The organism is Synechococcus sp. FACHB-909, assembly GCF_014698945.1.
GTDB lineage: Bacteria > Cyanobacteriota > Cyanobacteriia > PCC-6307 > Cyanobiaceae > Cyanobium.
In genome coordinates this window covers 404,101-421,916 of sequence record NZ_JACJTY010000002.1, presented here as the reverse complement: position 1 = coordinate 421,916, position 17,816 = coordinate 404,101, and the positions used below count along the sequence as shown (strand labels likewise).

16 protein-coding genes are annotated in these 17,816 nt (G+C 70.4%); 7 read left to right on the top strand and 9 right to left on the bottom strand.

Annotated features, from left to right (window positions below):
• From H6G99_RS05375 to H6G99_RS05355, 5 genes are read left to right on the top strand one after another with little or no spacing between them, the layout of a single operon-like run.
• Positions 1-1,515: a GMC oxidoreductase gene (locus tag H6G99_RS05375; protein WP_190610384.1), complete on the top strand. Its 1,515-nt coding sequence runs from the start codon at positions 1-3 to the stop codon at positions 1,513-1,515.
• Positions 1,512-4,253, top strand: a complete 2,742-nt coding sequence (locus H6G99_RS05370; protein ID WP_190610383.1) for an MGH1-like glycoside hydrolase domain-containing protein — start codon at positions 1,512-1,514, stop codon at positions 4,251-4,253. The genes H6G99_RS05375 and H6G99_RS05370 overlap by 4 nt, the downstream gene beginning before the upstream one ends.
• Positions 4,250-5,899, top strand: coding sequence for a GMC family oxidoreductase (locus tag H6G99_RS05365; protein ID WP_233133948.1), 1,650 nt, complete (start codon positions 4,250-4,252; stop codon positions 5,897-5,899). Before H6G99_RS05370 ends, H6G99_RS05365 begins: the two co-directional genes overlap by 4 nt.
• A gap of 8 nt (positions 5,900-5,907) precedes the next feature.
• On the top strand, positions 5,908-7,203 hold the full coding sequence (locus H6G99_RS05360) for an NHLP bacteriocin system secretion protein (RefSeq protein WP_190610381.1): 1,296 nt from the start codon (positions 5,908-5,910) through the stop codon (positions 7,201-7,203).
• Positions 7,200-7,415: a hypothetical protein gene (locus H6G99_RS05355; RefSeq protein ID WP_190610379.1), complete on the top strand. Its 216-nt coding sequence runs from the start codon at positions 7,200-7,202 to the stop codon at positions 7,413-7,415. The genes H6G99_RS05360 and H6G99_RS05355 overlap by 4 nt, the downstream gene beginning before the upstream one ends.
• Here the strand turns inward: H6G99_RS05355 and H6G99_RS05350 are convergent.
• From H6G99_RS05350 to H6G99_RS05335, 4 genes are read right to left on the bottom strand one after another with little or no spacing between them, the layout of a single operon-like run.
• Complete coding sequence (locus tag H6G99_RS05350) at positions 7,376-9,076, bottom strand: TolC family protein (protein WP_190610378.1); 1,701 nt, start codon at positions 9,074-9,076, stop codon at positions 7,376-7,378. The two genes, H6G99_RS05355 and H6G99_RS05350, sit on opposite strands and share 40 nt — an antisense overlap.
• On the bottom strand, positions 9,073-9,339 hold the full coding sequence (locus tag H6G99_RS05345) for a hypothetical protein (protein WP_190610376.1): 267 nt from the start codon (positions 9,337-9,339) through the stop codon (positions 9,073-9,075). The genes H6G99_RS05350 and H6G99_RS05345 overlap by 4 nt, the downstream gene beginning before the upstream one ends.
• Positions 9,340-9,344: 5 nt before the next feature.
• The gene (locus tag H6G99_RS05340; protein WP_094585743.1) at positions 9,345-9,617 is read right to left on the bottom strand and encodes a hypothetical protein; all 273 of its coding nucleotides are present in this window, start codon (positions 9,615-9,617) and stop codon (positions 9,345-9,347) included.
• A 42-nt stretch (positions 9,618-9,659) separates the two neighbouring features.
• Entirely contained in the window at positions 9,660-10,610 is a 951-nt protein-coding gene (locus H6G99_RS05335; RefSeq protein WP_190610375.1) for an RluA family pseudouridine synthase, read from the bottom strand.
• Between the two features lie 206 nt (positions 10,611-10,816).
• Between H6G99_RS05335 and H6G99_RS05330 the strand changes: the two genes are divergently transcribed.
• The gene (locus H6G99_RS05330; protein ID WP_190610373.1) at positions 10,817-12,511 is read left to right on the top strand and encodes a hypothetical protein; all 1,695 of its coding nucleotides are present in this window, start codon (positions 10,817-10,819) and stop codon (positions 12,509-12,511) included.
• Here H6G99_RS05330 and ylqF read toward each other — a convergent pair.
• The gene (gene ylqF / locus H6G99_RS05325; protein ID WP_190610371.1) at positions 12,492-13,451 is read right to left on the bottom strand and encodes a ribosome biogenesis GTPase YlqF; all 960 of its coding nucleotides are present in this window, start codon (positions 13,449-13,451) and stop codon (positions 12,492-12,494) included. The two genes, H6G99_RS05330 and ylqF, sit on opposite strands and share 20 nt — an antisense overlap.
• Complete coding sequence (locus H6G99_RS05320) at positions 13,451-13,834, bottom strand: universal stress protein (RefSeq protein WP_094585739.1); 384 nt, start codon at positions 13,832-13,834, stop codon at positions 13,451-13,453. The genes ylqF and H6G99_RS05320 overlap by 1 nt, the downstream gene beginning before the upstream one ends.
• Positions 13,835-13,974: 140 nt before the next feature.
• Between H6G99_RS05320 and H6G99_RS05315 the strand changes: the two genes are divergently transcribed.
• On the top strand, positions 13,975-15,180 hold the full coding sequence (locus tag H6G99_RS05315) for a phosphoglycerate kinase (protein WP_190610370.1): 1,206 nt from the start codon (positions 13,975-13,977) through the stop codon (positions 15,178-15,180).
• Between the two features lie 32 nt (positions 15,181-15,212).
• On the opposite strand, the gene H6G99_RS05310 is transcribed toward H6G99_RS05315, so the two are convergent.
• The 3 genes from H6G99_RS05310 to H6G99_RS05300 form a co-directional block, all read right to left on the bottom strand.
• Complete coding sequence (locus H6G99_RS05310) at positions 15,213-15,620, bottom strand: hypothetical protein (protein WP_094585737.1); 408 nt, start codon at positions 15,618-15,620, stop codon at positions 15,213-15,215.
• A gap of 98 nt (positions 15,621-15,718) precedes the next feature.
• Positions 15,719-17,110, bottom strand: a complete 1,392-nt coding sequence (locus H6G99_RS05305) for a sensor histidine kinase (RefSeq protein ID WP_190610368.1) — start codon at positions 17,108-17,110, stop codon at positions 15,719-15,721.
• Positions 17,088-17,813 (bottom strand): response regulator, encoded by a 726-nt coding sequence (locus H6G99_RS05300; RefSeq protein WP_094585735.1) that lies wholly within the window; start codon positions 17,811-17,813, stop codon positions 17,088-17,090. The genes H6G99_RS05305 and H6G99_RS05300 overlap by 23 nt, the downstream gene beginning before the upstream one ends.
• Positions 17,814-17,816: the final 3 nt, after the last annotated feature.

The window sequence follows — 17,816 nt, the reverse complement described above, 5'->3', positions numbered from 1 at the left end:
ATGATCATCGACGACACCCACTACGACGTGATCCTGATCGGCAGCGGCGCCGGTGGCGGCACCCTGGCCGCCGCCCTCGCCGATGGGGGCCACACGGTGCTGCTGCTGGAGCGGGGGGGCGTGATGCCCCAGGCGGATCAGAACGTGGCCGAGGTGGGGCTGTTCCGCAAGCCCCGCTACCACCCCGAGGAGAAGTGGTTCGGCACCGACGGTGATCCCTTCTCCCCCCAGATGGTGCATGCCATCGGCGGCAACACCAAGATCTGGGGGGGCGTGCTGGAACGCATGCGGGAAGCGGAGTTCACCGGCGTGGCGCTCCAGGAGGGTCCGTCCCCGGACTGGGAACTGCGCTATGGCGACCTGGCCCCCTGGTACGCGCAGGCCGAAGCGCTCTATCGCGTCCACGGCGTGGCCGGTGCCGACCCCACCGCCCCGGCGATGCAGGGCGCCTATCCCGCCGCGCCGCGGCCGGTGGAACCGTTCCTGGTGGAACTGCGGGCCGCCCTGGAGCGCCAGGGGCTCCATCCCTACGACCTGCCCCTGAGCTGGTCCGACTCGGCGGTCGATCCCACCGGCGATGCGGAGCTGTTCGGTGTGGATCCGGCGCGGGGCTCCAGCACCGTGACGGTGCGGGAGAACGCCCGGGTGCTGCAGCTGCACGTCAACCCGTCGGGCCAGGAGGTGCGCGGCGTCGAGGTGGAGATCGACCACCAGCGCTGGCTGTTCCGCAGCCACCAGGTGGTGCTGGCCGCCGGGGCCATCGGCACGCCGGAGATCCTGCTGCGTTCCGCCACCGACCACCACGCCCGCGGCCTGGCCAACGGCTCCGACCAGGTGGGCCGCAACCTGATGAAGCCCCAGCTCACCTCGATCCTGCAGCTGGCGGCCGCCCCCAACTCGGGCCGCTACGGCCGGGGCCATGGCATCACCGACTTCTACTGGGGCGACAAGAACGTCGACTTCCCCCTCGGTTCGATCCAGAGCGGCGGCGGGGTGCTGCAGGACGCCCTGTTCGCCGAGTCGCCGCCGGTGCTCTCCCTGGTGACCCGCCTGCTGCCGGACTTCGGCCTCGAACAGCTGGCCGCCCGCTCGATCACCTGGTGGGCGATGAGCGCCGTGCGGCCCGATCCCCACAACCGGGTCGCCCTGCGGGGCCAGCAGCTGCAGGTCCACTACACGGCCAACAACCGCGAAGCCCACGACCGCCTCGTCTACCGCTGGATCGACTGCCTCAAGGCCGTGGAGGCCGACCCCCTGACCCTGGTGGCCAAGGCCGCCCCCACCCATCCCCGCGGCGAGGCGCCCCTGCCGGTGATCGGCGGCGCCTGCGGCACCTGCCGCATGGGCTCGGATCCGGCCACCTCGGTGGTGAACCTCGAAGGCCGCAGCCACGAGCTGGCCAACCTCTGGATCGCCGATGCCAGCGTGCTGCCCTCCTGTCCGTCGGTGGGGGTGGGACTCACGGTGATCGCCAACGCCCTGCGCATCGGCGCCGCCCTGAAGGCCTCCCTATGACGGCCAGCGTCCCCAGCCGCGCCGCCATCGACGCCATCACCCCGTCGGAAACCCGGCGCATGGCCGAGCGAGACCACGGCCTCGCTCCCTGGAGCCTCTGGGGCAGCTACCTGAGCGAGCGCCAGTGGGGCACGGTGCGGGAGGACTACTCCGCCGACGGCGACGCCTGGCGCTCCTTCCCCCACGACCACGCCCGCTCCCGCGTCTACCGCTGGGGCGAGGACGGCCTGCTGGGCCTCTGCGACGACCAGTGCCGCCTCTGCTTCTCCCTGGCCCTCTGGAACGGCGTGGACCCGATCCTCAAGGAACGGCCCTTCGGCCTCGGCAACCCCGAAGGCAACCACGGCGAGGACCTCAAGGACTACTTCTTCCATCTCGCCAACACCCCGACCCACAGCTTCATGCGGGGGCTGTACAAGTACCCGCAGCGGGCCTTCCCCTACGCCGATCTGCTGATGGAGAACGGCCGCCGCGGCCGGGACCAGCCCGAGTACGAACTGGTCGACACGGGGATCTTCGACGACAGCCGCTACTTCGATGTCGTCATCGAGTACGCCAAGGCCGGACCGGAGGACCTGCTGATCCGCATTCGGGCCACCAACCGCGGCCCCGATCCTGCCCCCCTCACCCTGCTGCCCAGCCTGTGGCTGCGCAACACCTGGCGCTGGGGCTATCCCGATGAGGTCGAGCACGGGATCCGCCCGCTCGCCGGCGCCGGTGATGGAGGTGATGCCAGCGGCCCTTCGGTCGTCACCGATGAGCTCCCCCATCTGGGGGTGTACCAGCTCGACTGCCGGGAGCCCGGCGCCTGGATCTTCACCGACAACGAAACCAACAGCGCGCGGCTCTGGGGACAGCCCAACGCCACACCCTTCCAGAAGGACGGCTTCCATCGCCATGTGGTCGAGGGCGAAGCCGGCGCGGTGAATCCGGCCCTGCGGGGCAGCAAGGCGGGGCGCGTGCTGGCGCGCACCCTGGCCCCCGGCGAGGAGTGGCTGGTGGAGCTGCGCCTGCATCGGATCGACGGCCCCGCACCGGGCCCGGCCGAGCACGGGGAGGCGTTCGGAGAGGCGTTTGGGGCGATCTTCAGCGAGCGCGAGCAGGAGTGGCTGGAGTACTTCGACCATCGGGTGCCAGGGCTGTCCGAGGACGACCGCCGCATCCACCTGGCCGGCACCGCCGGACTGCTCTGGTGCAAGAAGTACTACGGCTGGAGCGTGATGCGCTGGCTCGAGGGGGACCCCACCGGCACGCCGCCGCCGGCCGAGCGGAGTCACACCCAGAACGCCTTCTGGCAACGGCTGCACGCCCACGACGTGATCTCGATGCCGGACTGCTGGGAGTACCCCTACTTCTGCCAGTGGGATCTGATGTTCCACTCCGTGGCCTTCGCCGTCTTCGATCCGGCCACGGCCAAGGAGCAGTGCATGCTGCTGCGCAAGCCCCAGTACACCGCCCCCAACGCCCAGACCCCCGCCTATGAGTGGGCCCTGTCCGATCCCAACCCCCCGATCGGCGCCTGGGCGGCGATGCGCATCTATCAGATCGATCGCAAGAACAGCGACGCCGCCGATCTGGCCTTCCTGCGCGCCGCCCTGCGCAAGCTGATCCTGGAGTACGGCTGGTGGGCGAACCGCAACGACCGCTCCGGCGACAACGTCTTCGAGGGGGGCTTCCTGGGCCTCGACAACATCGGCGTGTTCGATCGGCGCTTCCCCCTGGCCGACGGCAGCATCATCGAGCAGTGCGACGGCACGGCCTGGATGGCCTCGCTCAGCCTCAATCTGCTGCAGATCGCCGTGGAGCTGAGCCGCGAAGAGCCGGAGTACGCCGACATCTGCGAGCGGTTCGTGGTGGATTTCGTGCAGCTGGCCATCGGCCTCAACAATCCCGCCGGCCGCAACTACCTCAACTGGGACGAGGAGGACGGCTTCTACTACGACGTGATCAAGCGGCCCAACGGCAGCGTCGACTATCTGCGCACCCGTTCACTCTCGGGCCTGGTACCCCTGCTGGCGGTGCAGAGCTTCGACATCGACACCGTGGCACGGTTGCCGATGCTCGATGTCACCCACACCCTGGCCTGGTTCACCCATGAGCGCACCACGCCCTCCTGGATCGTGGAGAACCTGGGAATCTGGAACAACGACCGGGTGCTGTTCACCCTGGTGCCCCGGGAGCGCCTGCAGCGCATCTGCGAGCGGCTCTTCGATGAGGAGGAGTTTCTCTCCCCCTACGGCATCCGCTCCCTCTCCAAGGTGTATGCGCAGCACCCCTACACGTACACCGAAGGCAGCGAGAGTGAGACGCTCGCCTACAGCCCGGCCGACAGTCCGGTGGCGATGTTCGGGGGCAACTCCAACTGGCGCGGGCCGGTGTGGATGCCGATGAACTTCCTGCTGATCGAATCGCTGCAGAAGTTCGCCCACTTCTACGGGGACAGCTTCAAGGTGGAGTTCCCCACCCGCTCGGGCCACTGGATGACGCTCTGGGAGGCCTCCCTGGAGCTGGAGAAGCGGCTGGTGGGTCTGTTCCGGCGCGACGGACAGGGCCGCCGCCCCTTCAATGGCGCCGTGGAACTGTTCCAGAGCGATCCCCACTGGCGCGATCTGATCCTGTTCAACGAATACTTCCACGGCGACAATGGCCGTGGCGTCGGCGCCTCCCACCAGACCGGCTGGAGCGCCATGGTCTGCAAGATGCTCAACCAGCTCAATCGCTACCCCATCCAGCCATGAGCACCCCGTCCCCCAGCGCCGCCATCGCCGCCATCGCGGATCCGAGCCTGCACAGCTCGCCCCTGCCGGAGGCGGCCCAGCTGCAGGTGAGCCACGGCGCCCACTTCGACGTGGTGATCATCGGCAGCGGCGCCGGCGGCGGCACCCTGGCCCGCCACCTGGCCCCCACGGGCCTGAAGGTGCTGGTGCTGGAGCGGGGCGACTGGCTGCCCCAGGAGCCCCAGAACTGGGACGCCGAAGCGGTGTTCCAGCAGAACCGCTACGTGTCGAAGGATCCCTGGCTCGACAAGCACGGCAAGCCCTTCCAGCCCGGCAGCCATTACTTCGTCGGCGGCGCCACCAAGATGTATGGCGCCGCCCATTTCCGCCTGCGCCAGCAGGACTTCGAGGAGCTCGCCCACTTCGACGGCACCTCGCCGGCCTGGCCCCTGCGCTACGCCGACTTCGAGCCCTGGTACCAGAAGGCCGAGGAGATGTACCACGTGCACGGCCAGCGCGGTGAGGATCCCACCGAGCCCCCCTGCAGCGGTCCCTATCCCCATCCACCGGTGGCCCATGAGCCGCGGATGCAGCAGCTGGTTGACGACCTGCGCTCCGCCGGGCTCCATCCCTTCCACGCCCCCAGCGGCGTCCAGCTGGATGAAGCCCACATGGCCTTCAGCCGTTGCCGCAAGTGCAACTGCTGCGATGGCTTCCCCTGCCTGGTGCACGCCAAGTCGGACGCGGAGGTGCTGGGCATCCGGCCGGCCCTGGCGCAGCCGAACGTGTCCCTGCTGACGCGGGCCCAGGTGAAGCGCCTGATCACCGATGAATCCGGCCGCACGGTGAAGGCGGTGGAACTGGAGCGGGACGGGGAGCCGCTGACGGTCAGCGGTGATGTGGTGGTGGTGAGCTGCGGCGCCGCCAACAGCGCCCGGCTGCTGCTGCTGTCGGCCAACGACCGCCATCCCCGGGGCCTGGCCAACGGCTCCGACCAGGTGGGCCGCCACTACATGTTCCACAACAGCAAGGCGATGGTGGCCCTGGCCCATGAGCCAAACCGCACCATCTTCCAGAAAACGGTGTCGATCAACGACTGGTATCTCGGGGATGCCGACTTCGATTACCCGATGGGCAACATCCAGATGACGGGCAAGACCAACGGCACGATCATGAAGGGCTACGCGCCACTGGAAACCTTCCTGATGCCCGGCTGGAGCATGGACAAGATCGCCGAACATGCGCTCGACTTCTGGATCTCCAGCGAGGATCTCCCCGATCCGAACAACCGGGTGACCGTCACCAGCTCGGGCCAGATCCAGCTCAGCTACACCCCCAACAACCTCACCGCCTCGGCGCGCCTGGTGAGCCGCCTGGAGGGCCTGCTGGACCGCCTCTATCTCCGCAACCACCTGGTGGAGCGCCAGTTCTACATCGCCAACAGCATGGGCATCGCCGCCGTGGGGCACCAGGCCGGCACCTGCCGCTTCGGCAGCGATCCGGCCACCTCGGTGCTCGACCTCGACTGCAAGGCCCACGAGCTCGACAACCTCTACGTCGTCGACACCAGCTTCATGCCCACCATCGGCGCCGTGAACCCCTCCCTCACCGCCATCGCCAATGCCCTGCGGGTGGGCACCCACCTGGTGGAACGGCTGCGGGGCTGAGGGTGGCCATGGAAGCGTCGGAGGAAGCGGCGGAACGGCGGGTGCTGGTGGCCCTGGGCAGCGCCTGGGCCCTGACGGCCGGCTGGTTCCTGTTCTGGCCGGTGCCCACCGAGGTGGTCGGCCGGGGGGTCGTGATCGTGCCCGGCGGCGCCACGGTGATCGATTCCCGGGCCGAGGGCCAGATCCTCAGCCTGCCGGTGCGGGAGGGCCAGCGGGTGAGCCGGGGCCAGACCCTGATCCGCCTTTACCTGCCAACCCTGGAGCAGCAGCTGCGCCGCCAGGAGAAGGACCTGGCCGAACTGATCCGCATCAACGCCGATCTCGACCGCCGCGACCGGGCGCGGCTGGCCTCGGCCCTGCGCCTGCGGGACACCGCCCTGGCCAAGCTGGAGGGCAACCGCGGGCGCCTGGACGCCCTGCGTCGGGTCTACGACCAGAAGGTGGCCGATTTCCGCCATCTGGCCCGCCGCGAGGTGGTGGCCCCCCTGGCCGCGGAAGTGGTGGCCAGCGAGGACCGGGCCATCCAGCTCGACAACAGCGTCGCCGAACTGGGCATCCGGCAGCGTGAGGCCATCGACGCCTGGGAGAAGGTCCGGCTCACCATCGACACCGAAGCCCAGCGGCGGCGTTTCGCCATCGACGACGCCCGCCGCGCCGTCCGGGTCACCCAGACCCGCCTGGCCTACGACGGCACCCTCACCGCCACCCGGGATGGACGGCTGCTCGATCTGCAGGTGGTGCGGGGCCAGACGGTGAAGCCCGGGCAGCGCCTCGGCACCCTGGGGAGCCCCCGGGCGGACCGCGGCAACGCCGATGGCGGCGGCCAGGCCCTGCAGGCGGTGGCCTACTTCGCCCCGGCCGATGCCCGCCGCCTGCGCCCCGGCCTGGCCATGGAGGTGGTGCCGGACTGGAACGAGCGGGGCCGCTTCGGCGGCATCCGCGGGCGGGTGCGCAACATCAACCTGCTGCCCGCCACCCGCGAGGACGTCAACACCACCATGGGCAACCCCCAGCTGGCGGAGGCCCTGGTGCGCAACGGGCCGGTGATGCGCACCGAGATCGCCCTGCTGCCCACAGCCGGCGGCTCCGGCCGCGACGGCTACCGCTGGACCCTCAGCCGCGGCAGCAGCGTCTTTCCGATCCGCGAGGGGCTGACGCTCAAGGCCCACGGCTACGTCGAATGGCGCCCGCCGGTCAGCTACCTGCTGCCGCTGCTGCGCGACCTCACCGGCAGCTACCGAACCCTGCGCCAGCAGGAGCGCCAGGACCAGCCGGCCCTGCGGCAGCGGGACGCCCTGCCATGACCCGCGAACTTCCCTGGCTGGTGCTGCAGGGGGCCCTGCTGGTGGTGCTCCTTCATGCCAATGCCCCGGAGGTGTGGTTCTGGTTCGCCGCCCTGCTGGTGCTGCTGCTGTGGCGCTCGTTCGCCTGGCGTCAGCGCCGCTGGCAGCGGCTGCAGGAACGCCAGGGCGACGCTCAGGAGCCGCCCAGCACCAGCGGCAGCGCCACCGGCTGATCGGGCCGGTCCGGCACCGGCAGCAGTTCGCGCAGCAGCTGGGCGTAGCTGACATTGGCCAGGGTGGTGGATTCGGCCACCCCCTCCATCGCGCCGGTGAGGGTGGCGACGGTGTCGGCCACGTCGCTGTAGTCCGCCAGCCCCAGCTGGTAGCGGGCCCGCACGTCACGGAAGGCCTCGCGGGAGGCGCTGTAGGAGGCGCGGGCCGCCACGATCTGGCGCAGGGCGGCCCGATGGTCGTAGAAGGCGGCCTCGAGGCGCTGGCGGATGGCGTTGCGCTCCCGGGCCAGTTGCTGGTCGGTGCGGGCGGCGGCGCTGCGGCTGGCGGCCACGGCCCCGGCGGTGACGCCGCCGTCGAAGAAGCGCCAGTGCAGCTGCAGCCCCGCGGCCCAGTCGGAGCGCTGGTTGAGCAGCTGGGGGATGAGGGCCGAACTGCAGCAGCCCTCCAGCTGGATCACGGGCTGGGTGATCAGCCCCTGGCCGTAGCCACCGGTGGCCACCAGCCGCAGGCTGGGCAGCAGCTCGGCGGCGCGGCGGTCGGCCTGGCGCAGCAGGGCGTCGCGGGCGGCCTGCAGGGCCCGCAGCTGGGGATTGTCCTGCCAGCCGCGCACGATCGTCTGCTCCAGATCGAGGGGCCAGGGGGGCTGCAGCCGCACCGCATCGCTGGCCCGCAGGCTGACGTCGAAGGGCACGTTGATCAGGTTGCTGAGCTGGCGCTGGCGACTCAGCTGCAGGGCCTCCGCCTGCTCGAAGCGATAGCGGCTCTGCTGCAGGGCGGCCTCGGCCCGGAGCCGGTCCAGCCGCGGCACCAGGCCCACCTGCTGGAGGGCCGCCACCTGGTCGCGCACCACCGTGTCGCTCTCGACGACGGCCCGGCGGATTCGCAGCAGCTGGTCGGCGAGCTGCAGGCCGTAGTAGGCGATGCTCACATCCAGCTGCAGCTGGCGCAGCCGGTCGGCGTAGCGCTGGCGGGAGGCCTTGAGGCTGTCGTCGGCCTCGGCGATGGCGGCGGCGCGGTAGGGGCTGAGCAGCTCCCAGGCCAGCTCCACCCGGGCGGCGGCCGCCCCGACATTGGACTGGACCACATTCCAGCCCTGGTTGCGGACCAGAAACGGGGAGCCCGACGGATAGATGCCGGCGTTGTCGGTCCAGACCTGGTTGTAGGAACGCTGCTGGCTGAAACCACCCGCCAGGTTCAGGCCCAGCTCCGGCCAGCGGCGCCCCCGGGCCGAACCGGCCAGATCCTGCTGCTCGCGCACGCCGAGCACGGCGGCGGCCAGATCGGGATCGTTGCGCACGGCCACCGCCAGGGCCTCGGCCAGGCTGAGCCGCTGGCGCCGCTCGATCCGCACCGCCTCGGGCACCTGGGGCAGGGCGGTCGCTGGCGGCGCCGGCAGCGCCGGATCGGGCAGGCCGGGGAGGGTGGCGTCCGGCCCCCCGGTGGCGTCGGCCTCGGGCGCGGCGGGCAGCAGGGTGCGGTCGAGCCGTTCGAGATCCTCCTGAAACCCCTGGAGGCTGCGCAGCAGCGCCGGGGAAGGGGGCGGCAGACGGCGGGGCCGGGGGGCGGCGATCAGCTCCTGGCCCCAGGCCTGGGCCATCGGTGCCGCCAGCGCCAGACCCAGGACCGGGGCCAGCCAGCGTCGGACCTGACGCCGGATCACGACGGCCGGGCCCCGCCGGAGGCCCCCGGCGGGGCGACAGGGGGTGCCTCCGGAGGGTGGGCTGTGTTGCGGTCCTGCATCAGATCGTGGAGACCCAGGCTGGTGCGGGTCAGGCAGCCGATCGAGAAGCAGATCGCCGCACTGCCGAACAGCCCCAGCTGCGCTTCCCGGGTCTCACCCTCGATGCGCGTCATCGCCAGCAGCACCACCCCGGCGGCCAGCCAGGGCAGGGTGACGACCAGGCCGAGCTGGGATCGGGTCATCGCCATCAGCGCAGGCCCAGCTCCCGGCGCAGCTGCAGCTCCAGCTGGCGCACGGCACCGACCCGCGCCATGGCCCAGGAGAGCTTGCAGACGCAACCGATCGAGAAGCAGATCGCGGCGTTGCCGAACAGCCCCCAGGCGTGGCTGTGCAGGTTGAAATCCTCCGCCAGCAGGAGCCGCAGCGCCAGGATCACCAGCAGGCCGGCCACCACCCAGGGGCCATACACCCAGCCGACGAAGAACTGGTCGACGAACAGCCGTCGCGGCGGCGGGGCCATGACACCGGGATCCAGGGTTTCAAGTCTGCCGCAGCAACGCCCTCAGGACGACCGCCGCCGCAGGGCCAGCAGGAGCTTCTCAAACACCTCCGGCAGGGGCGCCTCGCACACCAGCCGCTCGCCGCTGATCGGGTGGTCGAGGGCCAGCCGCACCGCGTGCAGGGCCTGGCCGGGCAGCGCCACCGGCAGCTTGCGGCAGCGGCCATAGGTGGCATCCCCCACGATCGGGTGGCCCGTGTGGGCGCAGTGGACCCGGATCTGGTGGGTGCGGCCCGTGTCGAGCTTGAAGCGCAGCAGGGCGTAGTCGCCCAGGGCTTCGATCAGGCGCCAGTGGGTGCAGGCATGGCGTCCGGTGGTGTCCGTGACCACGGCGTACTTCTTGCGATCGGCTGGATGGCGGCCGATGGCGCCCACGATCGTGCCGCTGTCCGCCGCGGGCTGGCCGTGCACCACCGCCAGGTACTCCCGCGAGGCGATGCGCTTCTGGATCTGCACCTGCAGCTTCACCAGGGCCTCCTGGCTCTTGGCGACGACGATGCAGCCGGTGGTGTCCTTGTCGAGGCGGTGGACGATGCCGGGGCGCATCTCGCCGCCGATGCCCGGCAGGTCGGGGCAGTGGTGGAGCAGGCCGTTCACCAGGGTGCCGTCCTTGTTGCCGGGGGCCGGATGGACCGTGAGCCCGGCGGGCTTGTTGATCACGATCAGATGCTCGTCCTCGAACAGCACCTCCAGCGCCATCGGCTGGGGAATCAGATAGGGCAGGGGCTCCGGCGGCGGCATCCACAGCTCGACGGTGTCGTCGGTGCGCAGGGGGGTCTTGGCCCGGCCCGTGACGCCATTGACCCGCACGTAGCCCGCATCGATGAACTTCTGGATGCGGGCCCGGCTCTGCTCGGGCCGCTGGGACACCAGCCAGCGATCCAGCCGCATCGGCAGCGGCTTCGGGTAATGGAGCGTCAGCAGCTCCCCTTCGCCTTCCCCGAAGCCAGCCATCAGAACCCCATTGGAATGCCTCTCCCCATGAAGAGCCGCAGGACGACGGTAGGGACAGCGGGGCCGGGACCTGATCGAAGGGTTCATGGCCACCTGTCCCAACGCCGGTCCGGGGCTTGGATGGGGTGGCCCCAGCGGCCGGCGAACCCCGATCAGCGGTGAGCCGCGCGCCGTCTCGATGACCCACCACCCCTCAGGCCAGCGTCATGAAACCTCGCAGCCTCCCATCGTGGCGTCACGAAAGGCGGAGCCGATCGGCTGGCCGCAGGCCCGAGGTTCTGTTCTGGACAGCCATCGGCGTCCTGACCCTGATCAGCCTGACTGTCAGCAGCAACGACAGCAGTTTTCATGACTTCCTCGGGGGGCGGTTTCCAGTCGCGGACGGCTTTGACTGGCTGAAGGCGTCCCTGGACGCAGCCAGTGGCTACCTGACGGACTACGGGGTCCGAAGACCCTGGAATCTGCCGTTCAATGCTTCCTCCCTCTGGCTCGGGCAGCGGATCGGACCGGATCCCCTGGTGAGCGCCCTGACGGTCAAACGACTGCTGGCCTGGGCGAGCATCGCCACCCTGCTGACGGCACTCCGGCCACGCCTGAGCCTGGTCTCCACAGCAGGGCTCGGCGTCCTCCTGTTCAGCACCCTGCCCAGGTGGGGGGAATCGCCACTCCATGAGCTCATCGGTCAGGGCCTTGGCTACACCCACGGCTCCGAGCTGAATGCCTTCATCTTCGTGAATGTGGCCCTCGCCTGGTTTGTGCTGGGGGTCAACGCTCTGGACGCTGGCCGCTTCCGCAGGAGTGCCTTTCAAAACACGGCCGGCTTTGCTTTCCTGTGTCTGGCGCTTCAGGAACGCCCGGGGACTCTGGGTCTGCTCCCGGCCCTGACGGTCCTGGTGGCCGTTGCCGCCGCTAGCGGAGGTTTCCAGGGGAAGCGGTCCCCATGGCGATGGCGCCGTGCCGTCTCCATCGTGATCCTCGCGGTTCTGGGCTGGATGCTGATTTCGGGAGGGCAGCTGGCCCTTGAGCGCTCCCTGGCCAAATCCGCCTGCGGATCGATCGGCGCCAATTCGGGCGGTTCGTTGATGGGAATGTCCACCGGTCAGACCTGGCGCGAAGGCATGCAGGAGACCAAGGAGATCGGATTGACGGGATGCGGGAAAGCCCTCTCGAGAAAGCAGACGGACATCGCCATTGAGCGCATCCGAACCAACCCACTTCCGTTTCTGAATCTTCTCGGACGCAACACGATCAAGCTCCTGCAAGTACCGTCCCTGGAACTGGGACTCGTGGCCCTTGGGGGCTTGGTGTGCCTGGCCGCCCGACGCGTCTGGCGGCACAGACGGGACGGGACAGAGGATCCCCCCGGAAACCATCTGATCACAGGCCTGGCCGCCTGCGGCAGCCTCAGCGTCATCGCCTTTCAGATCATCTTCTTCGGCGAGGCAGGCTTGAGGCCATCTGTTCCCTACAGTGCTTTTCCATTTCTGCTACTGATGCTCGCAGCAGAGCAGGGGTACAGAGTCATCTTCCACTCCCCTTCTGCGACCATCATTCCATCTGGACATCGCAACCATCTCACCCCGTTGATGAGCATGCTCCTGGTGTCCTACATTGGCATCGGAGTGTTGCTGATCCAGCGGCAGGCCCTCCGCAGTGCCGGCTATCACTACGTGACTGGATCCATCCATGTCTCCCAGGAGTGGCTGGAAACGTGGATGGCTTATCGGGCTATTTCACCCTCCATGGGAACCATGTATGACGTGAAGATCTCCCCGAAGATTGCCTCGATGGCAGCCTTTTCCCGTCGAGAAGACACGCCCCTATGCCTGACCTATCGCCGCAGAGGTCTTCCTTGGGGAATGCCCTACGGGAAGCTCCAGATCAGCCCTGGGGGCTGCTGACCGTGTCCGCCGCGTGTGCCGCGGGCAGTTCCAGGGAGATCGGCCCCAGCAGGGAGCGGCGGAAATCATCGAGCAGGCGCTGGGCCATGCGGGCGGTGTCACCGCTGGTGTGGCGAGCCGCGGCCGCGGCGAACCAGGCTTCGGCATCCGGAACCGGCCGCTCGGGGTCCGCTCCGGGCAACGGCGGCACCTTCACTCCGTAGCGGCGCTCCAGCAGTCCGGGCGCCACCCCGGCCGCCGCCACCGGCTCCAGCTGGGCCAGCAGGCGCAGGAAGGCCTGGGCCACCGCCTCGCCGTCGTAGGAGGCCTGGCCGATGTCGTCGCAGAGGGCCAGCCGCAGCCCGGCCAGCTGGTCATCGAGGCGGGGGGGCAGCACCCCGGGGGCGTCGAGCAGGTCGAGGTCCTGCCCCAGCCGCACCCAACGCAGGCTGCGGGTGACCCCGGCACGACGGGCGCTCTCCACCACCTTCTGGCGCACCAGCCGGTTGATCAGCGCCGACTTGCCCACGTTGGGGAAGCCGAGCATCAGGGCCCGCACGGGGCGCGGTTTCATGCCCCGACCGGCACGGCGGGCGTTGAGCGCCTCGCCGGCCCGGATCGCCGCCTGCTGCAGTTGCTTGACGCCGGTGCCGACCTTGGCGTCGCACCACCAGGGCACCTCCCCCCGCTGGCGGAACCAGCCATCCCAGGCCATGCGCGCCGCCGGGCTGACCATGTCGCGGCGGTTGATCACCAGCAGATGCTGCTTGCCCCGGATCCAGCGCTGCAGCCGCGGGTGCCCGGTGGCCAGGGGGATGCGGGCATCGCGCACCTCGATCACCAGGTCCACCTTCTCCAGGTTGGCGCTGAGGGCCTTCTCCGCCTTGGCGATGTGGCCCGGGTACCACTGGATCGGTGGGGCGGCGGTGCTCAGTCGGACCGTGTCGCCGACGTCCGCCATCAGGGCACCACCAGCACCGGACAGGGCGCCAGCTGCAGCACCCGGGCGGCGGTGCTCTGGTGGTCGCCGTCGAGGGTGATGCCGCGGGTGCCCATGACGATCACGTCGGCGTTGATCTCATCGGCGACATCGCCAATGACGAAGGCCGGCTTTCCCTCCCGCTCCAGCACCTCGCAGGCCACACCGGCCTGGGTGAAGCTGGCGCGGGCCTGCTCAAGCAGGCGGGCCACATCGGCCGGATCGTGCATCACCCCTTCTTCGGCCTCCACCACCGAGAGCAGCACCACGCGGCTGCCGTGGCGCTGGGCGAGCTGCAGGGCGACGGCCGCCGTTTCCATCGTCTGGCGGCTCTGGTCGATGGGGAACAGGACGGTGTCGAACATGGCGGAAGGCCCGGCCCTCTTGTCCTAGCGCTGACCGTTGCGGCCGCCAGGGAGCGGGGGTGGGAAGAACCGAATCGCGGCGGCGGCGGCGCGGGAGGCGCCGGACGCTAATCTCCCCCGGCCTTTCCTTATCCGTAATCATGGCGAAGCGATCCCTCTCCAGCCTCAGTGCCGACGATCTCCGCGGCAAGCGGGTGCTGGTTCGGGTCGACTTCAACGTGCCCCTCGATGAGGCCGGGGCGATCACGGACGACACCCGCATCCGGGCCGCCCTGCCCACCGTGCGCCACCTGATCGACCACGGCGCCCGGGTGCTGCTGGCCGCCCACTTCGGCCGGCCCAAGGGCCAGGTGAACGAGGCCATGCGCCTCACCCCGGTGGCGGCCCGCCTCAGCGAACTGCTGGGCAAGCCCGTGACCAAGACCGACAGCTGCATCGGCCCCGACGCCGAGGCCAAGGTGGCCGCCATGGCCGATGGCGATGTGGTGCTGCTGGAGAACGTGCGCTTCTTCGCCGAGGAGGAGAAGAACGACGCCGCCTTCGCCGAAAAGCTGGCCGCCCTGGCCGACGTCTATGTGAATGACGCCTTCGGCGCCGCCCACCGGGCCCACGCCTCCACCGAGGGCGTGACGAAGTACCTGAGCCCCAGCGTGGCCGGTTTCCTGATGGAGAAGGAGCTCCAGTACCTGCAGGGCGCGATCGATGAGCCCAAGCGTCCCCTGGCCGCGATCGTGGGCGGCTCCAAGGTGAGCAGCAAGATCGGCGTGCTCGAGTCGCTGATCGACAAGTGCGACAAGGTGCTGATCGGCGGCGGCATGATCTTCACCTTCTACAAGGCCCGCGGCCTGGCAGTGGGCAAGAGCCTGGTGGAGGAGGACAAGCTGGAACTGGCCAAGGAACTCGAAACCAAGGCGGCCGCCAAGGGCGTCCAGCTGCTGCTGCCCACCGATGTGGTGCTGGCCGACAACTTCGCCCCCGACGCCAACAGCCAGACCGTGGCGATTGACGCCATCCCCGATGGCTGGATGGGCCTCGACATCGGCCCCGATTCGGTGAAGACCTTCCAGGACGCCCTGGCCGACTGCCAGACCGTGATCTGGAACGGCCCCATGGGCGTGTTCGAGTTCGACGCCTTCGCCGCCGGCACCAACGCCATCGCCCACACCCTGGCCGACCTGAGCGCCAAGGGCTGCTGCACGATCATCGGCGGCGGTGACTCCGTGGCGGCGGTGGAGAAGGTGGGCGTGGCCGAGAAGATGAGCCACATCTCCACCGGGGGCGGCGCCAGTCTGGAGCTGCTGGAGGGCAAGGTGCTGCCCGGCGTGGCCGCCCTCGACGAGGCCTGAGGCCCCGTCTTCAGGGCCGGCCCTGGCCGGCCTCAGAGGCTGCTGGAGCCGGGGCCACGGCCCTCTCCCCAGCCCCCTTTGCGGTCCCCCTTGCCCCACTGGGGCAGGGGGATGCCGTTGCGCTCGAACAGGGCCTTCATCGCCGCCCGGTGCTGCTCCCGCTGGCCCTGGCTGGCGCTGCGCTGTTCCTTCATGCAGGTGCGCAGGGCCTCGCTGCTGCCGGCGGCCGACAGGCAGCGCTCACCGCGCTGAAGGATGGCGATGCGGGCCTGCTGATCGCTGAGCGCCAGCCGCTTCTGTTCGGGGAAGATCTTCTGCATCTGGGCCGGCGTGGGGCGGCCGGCCGGGGTGGGCCCGCTCTGGGCCATGGCGGCACCGGTGGACCCCAGGACCATCGCCAGCACGGCGGCGCGTAGGGGTTGGAGCAGGGGGAAGGGCATGGGAGGACTTTTCATGAACGTCTCCATCGTGACCGGCAGGTGTGACGGCGATCAGACTGGCCACCGGCGAGATGTGACCGGATGCAACTGAAGCCCCCTCACCCCCCGGCCAGGGGCCAGGCCCGCAGCGCCACGGCGAAGCGCCCCGGCAGCGCCTCGGCGGTCGCGGTGGCCTCCAGCCGGCGCAGGTCGCCGCCATGGTCGCGGGCCGCCTTGGCGGCGATGGCCAGGCCGAGGCCGCAGTGCCCCTCGCCGCCGCGGGCCCGGTCGAGCCGCTGGAAAGGGGTCATGGCCTTGCTCCACTGCTGCGGGTCGATGCCCTCGCCGCAGTCCCAGACCTGGATCTCGAAACCGCTCTCCACCGCCGCAGCCTCCTCGTGGGGCCGACCCTCCCCCGGCCCCAGGGGCCGCAGCACCACCCGCAGGGGCGGCCGGCCGTAGGTGAGGGCGTTGTCGAGCAGGTTGCCCACCGCCCGTGCCACGGCGGTCGGGCGTACCCGCCGCACCAGCGGTTCCAGATCCAGCTCCAGGGGCACGTCTCCGACCGCCGCCGCCGCCTCGGCCACCAGGGCATCGAGGGGCACGAGCACCGGTGTCTCGTCAGCTTCGGCGCCGGCGAAGATCATGAACTGGCGGGTGATCCGCTCGATCGAGCGGATGTCGGCCTGGGCCCGCTCCAGCTCCTGCGGCGCCATCGGCCCCTCGGCGGCGAGGGCGAGGCGCAGGCGCAGCCGGGTGAGGGGGCTGCGCAGGTCGTGGGCGATGCCGGCCAGCATCGTGGTGCGCTCCCGGCCTGCGTCTTCCAGCCGCAGCAGCATGGCGTTGAAGCGGGCCATCAGCTGGCGCACCGCCGGGGCCCCCTGGTCCGGCAGGGCCCTGGGCAGCGCCTCAAGGCCCACGTCGGCCAGGGCCTCCTGCAGGCGGGTCAGGGGCCGCTGGATCTCCAGGGTGAGATAGAGCAGCACCGCCCCGAGGGCCCCCAGGCCGACGGACAGGGTCAGCAGCAGGGGATCGGGCGGCCAGCCTCGGGGGGAGGGCAGGGAGACGAACAGCCACACCGGCTCCAGGGGGGAGGCCATCTCCACCCATACCCCCCGCCGCGGCGAGGAGGCCGGCCGCACCGCCGGACAGCGCGCCAGGCGGTGGCAGAGCTCCGTCTGCAGCCGCAGGGTCTGCCAGCGCAGCCGCCGGTCCCCCCTGAGGCGAGGCCTGGCCCCCGGCTCCGGCTGCTGGCCCACCACCAGCTGCATGCCGCTGATCTGGCCCAGCACCTCGGGGCTGAAGCGCTCCAGGGCCACCTCCCCCAGCACCACGTTCGCCGCCACCTCCGAACCGGTCTGGACCAGCTGCTGCTGGGCCAGCCGGCGACCCAGCAGCAGCTGCAGCAGCAGCAGGCAGAAGGCGGCGGCACCGGTGCCCGCCAGCAGATACCCCAGGGTGCGACCCAGCGGCGGCCGCCAGGCCCGCTCAGGACTGACGGGGCTTGCCATCGGGGACGAACACATAGCCGTAGCCCCAGACCGTCTGCACGTAGCGGGGCCGGGCCGGCTCCGGTTCGATCAGCCGCCGCAGCCGTGACACCTGCACGTCCATGCTGCGGCTGTCGGTGTCGCTGCCCGGGCCCCGGGCCAGTTCGATCAGCCGCTCCCGCGACAGGGGCCGGTGGGGGTGCTGCACGAAGGCCGCCAGCAGGGCGAATTCACCGCCGGTGATCGTCAGCGCCTCCCCGTCTCGCTCCAGGGTGCGGGCCGCCAGGTCCACCTCCAGGTCGCTGAAGGCGATCCGGGCCCCGTCGGGCTGGGGCAATCCACCGGGCAGGGTGCCGCGGCGACGCAGCACGGCCTCGATGCGGGCGGTCAGCTCCCGGGGCAGGAAGGGCTTGGCCAGGTAGTCGTCGGCCCCCTGCTCCAGGCCGATGATGCGATCCACCGCATCGGCCCGGGCGGTGAGCATCAGCACGGGCAGGTCGTCGGCCCCGTCCCGCAGGCGCCGCAGCAGGGTGAGGCCGTCGTCGCCGGGGAGCATCAGGTCGAGCACCAGCAGATCGGGGCGCTGGCCCTCGAGCCGGGCCATCAGCTGGGCGCCATCCCCCATGCAGCGGACCTCGTAGCCCTGCTCGCCCAGATAGGTGGCCAGCAGCTGGCGCAGCTCCGGATCGTCATCCACCACCCAGATCCGATGCGGTCGGCCCATGGC

Coding starts and splice junctions, on each gene's coding strand:
- H6G99_RS05375 (WP_190610384.1), top strand. CDS start 1: ATGATCATCGACGACACCCACTACGACGTGATCCTGATCGGCAGCGGC.
- H6G99_RS05370 (WP_190610383.1), top strand. CDS start 1,512: ATGACGGCCAGCGTCCCCAGCCGCGCCGCCATCGACGCCATCACCCCG.
- H6G99_RS05365 (WP_233133948.1), top strand. CDS start 4,250: ATGAGCACCCCGTCCCCCAGCGCCGCCATCGCCGCCATCGCGGATCCG.
- H6G99_RS05360 (WP_190610381.1), top strand. CDS start 5,908: ATGGAAGCGTCGGAGGAAGCGGCGGAACGGCGGGTGCTGGTGGCCCTG.
- H6G99_RS05355 (WP_190610379.1), top strand. CDS start 7,200: ATGACCCGCGAACTTCCCTGGCTGGTGCTGCAGGGGGCCCTGCTGGTG.
- H6G99_RS05345 (WP_190610376.1), bottom strand. CDS start 9,339: ATGACCCGATCCCAGCTCGGCCTGGTCGTCACCCTGCCCTGGCTGGCC.
- H6G99_RS05340 (WP_094585743.1), bottom strand. CDS start 9,617: ATGGCCCCGCCGCCGCGACGGCTGTTCGTCGACCAGTTCTTCGTCGGC.
- H6G99_RS05335 (WP_190610375.1), bottom strand. CDS start 10,610: ATGGCTGGCTTCGGGGAAGGCGAAGGGGAGCTGCTGACGCTCCATTAC.
- H6G99_RS05330 (WP_190610373.1), top strand. CDS start 10,817: ATGAAACCTCGCAGCCTCCCATCGTGGCGTCACGAAAGGCGGAGCCGA.
- ylqF (WP_190610371.1), bottom strand. CDS start 13,451: ATGGCGGACGTCGGCGACACGGTCCGACTGAGCACCGCCGCCCCACCG.
- H6G99_RS05320 (WP_094585739.1), bottom strand. CDS start 13,834: ATGTTCGACACCGTCCTGTTCCCCATCGACCAGAGCCGCCAGACGATG.
- H6G99_RS05315 (WP_190610370.1), top strand. CDS start 13,975: ATGGCGAAGCGATCCCTCTCCAGCCTCAGTGCCGACGATCTCCGCGGC.
- H6G99_RS05310 (WP_094585737.1), bottom strand. CDS start 15,620: ATGCCCTTCCCCCTGCTCCAACCCCTACGCGCCGCCGTGCTGGCGATG.
- H6G99_RS05305 (WP_190610368.1), bottom strand. CDS start 17,110: ATGGCAAGCCCCGTCAGTCCTGAGCGGGCCTGGCGGCCGCCGCTGGGT.
- H6G99_RS05300 (WP_094585735.1), bottom strand. CDS start 17,813: ATGGGCCGACCGCATCGGATCTGGGTGGTGGATGACGATCCGGAGCTG.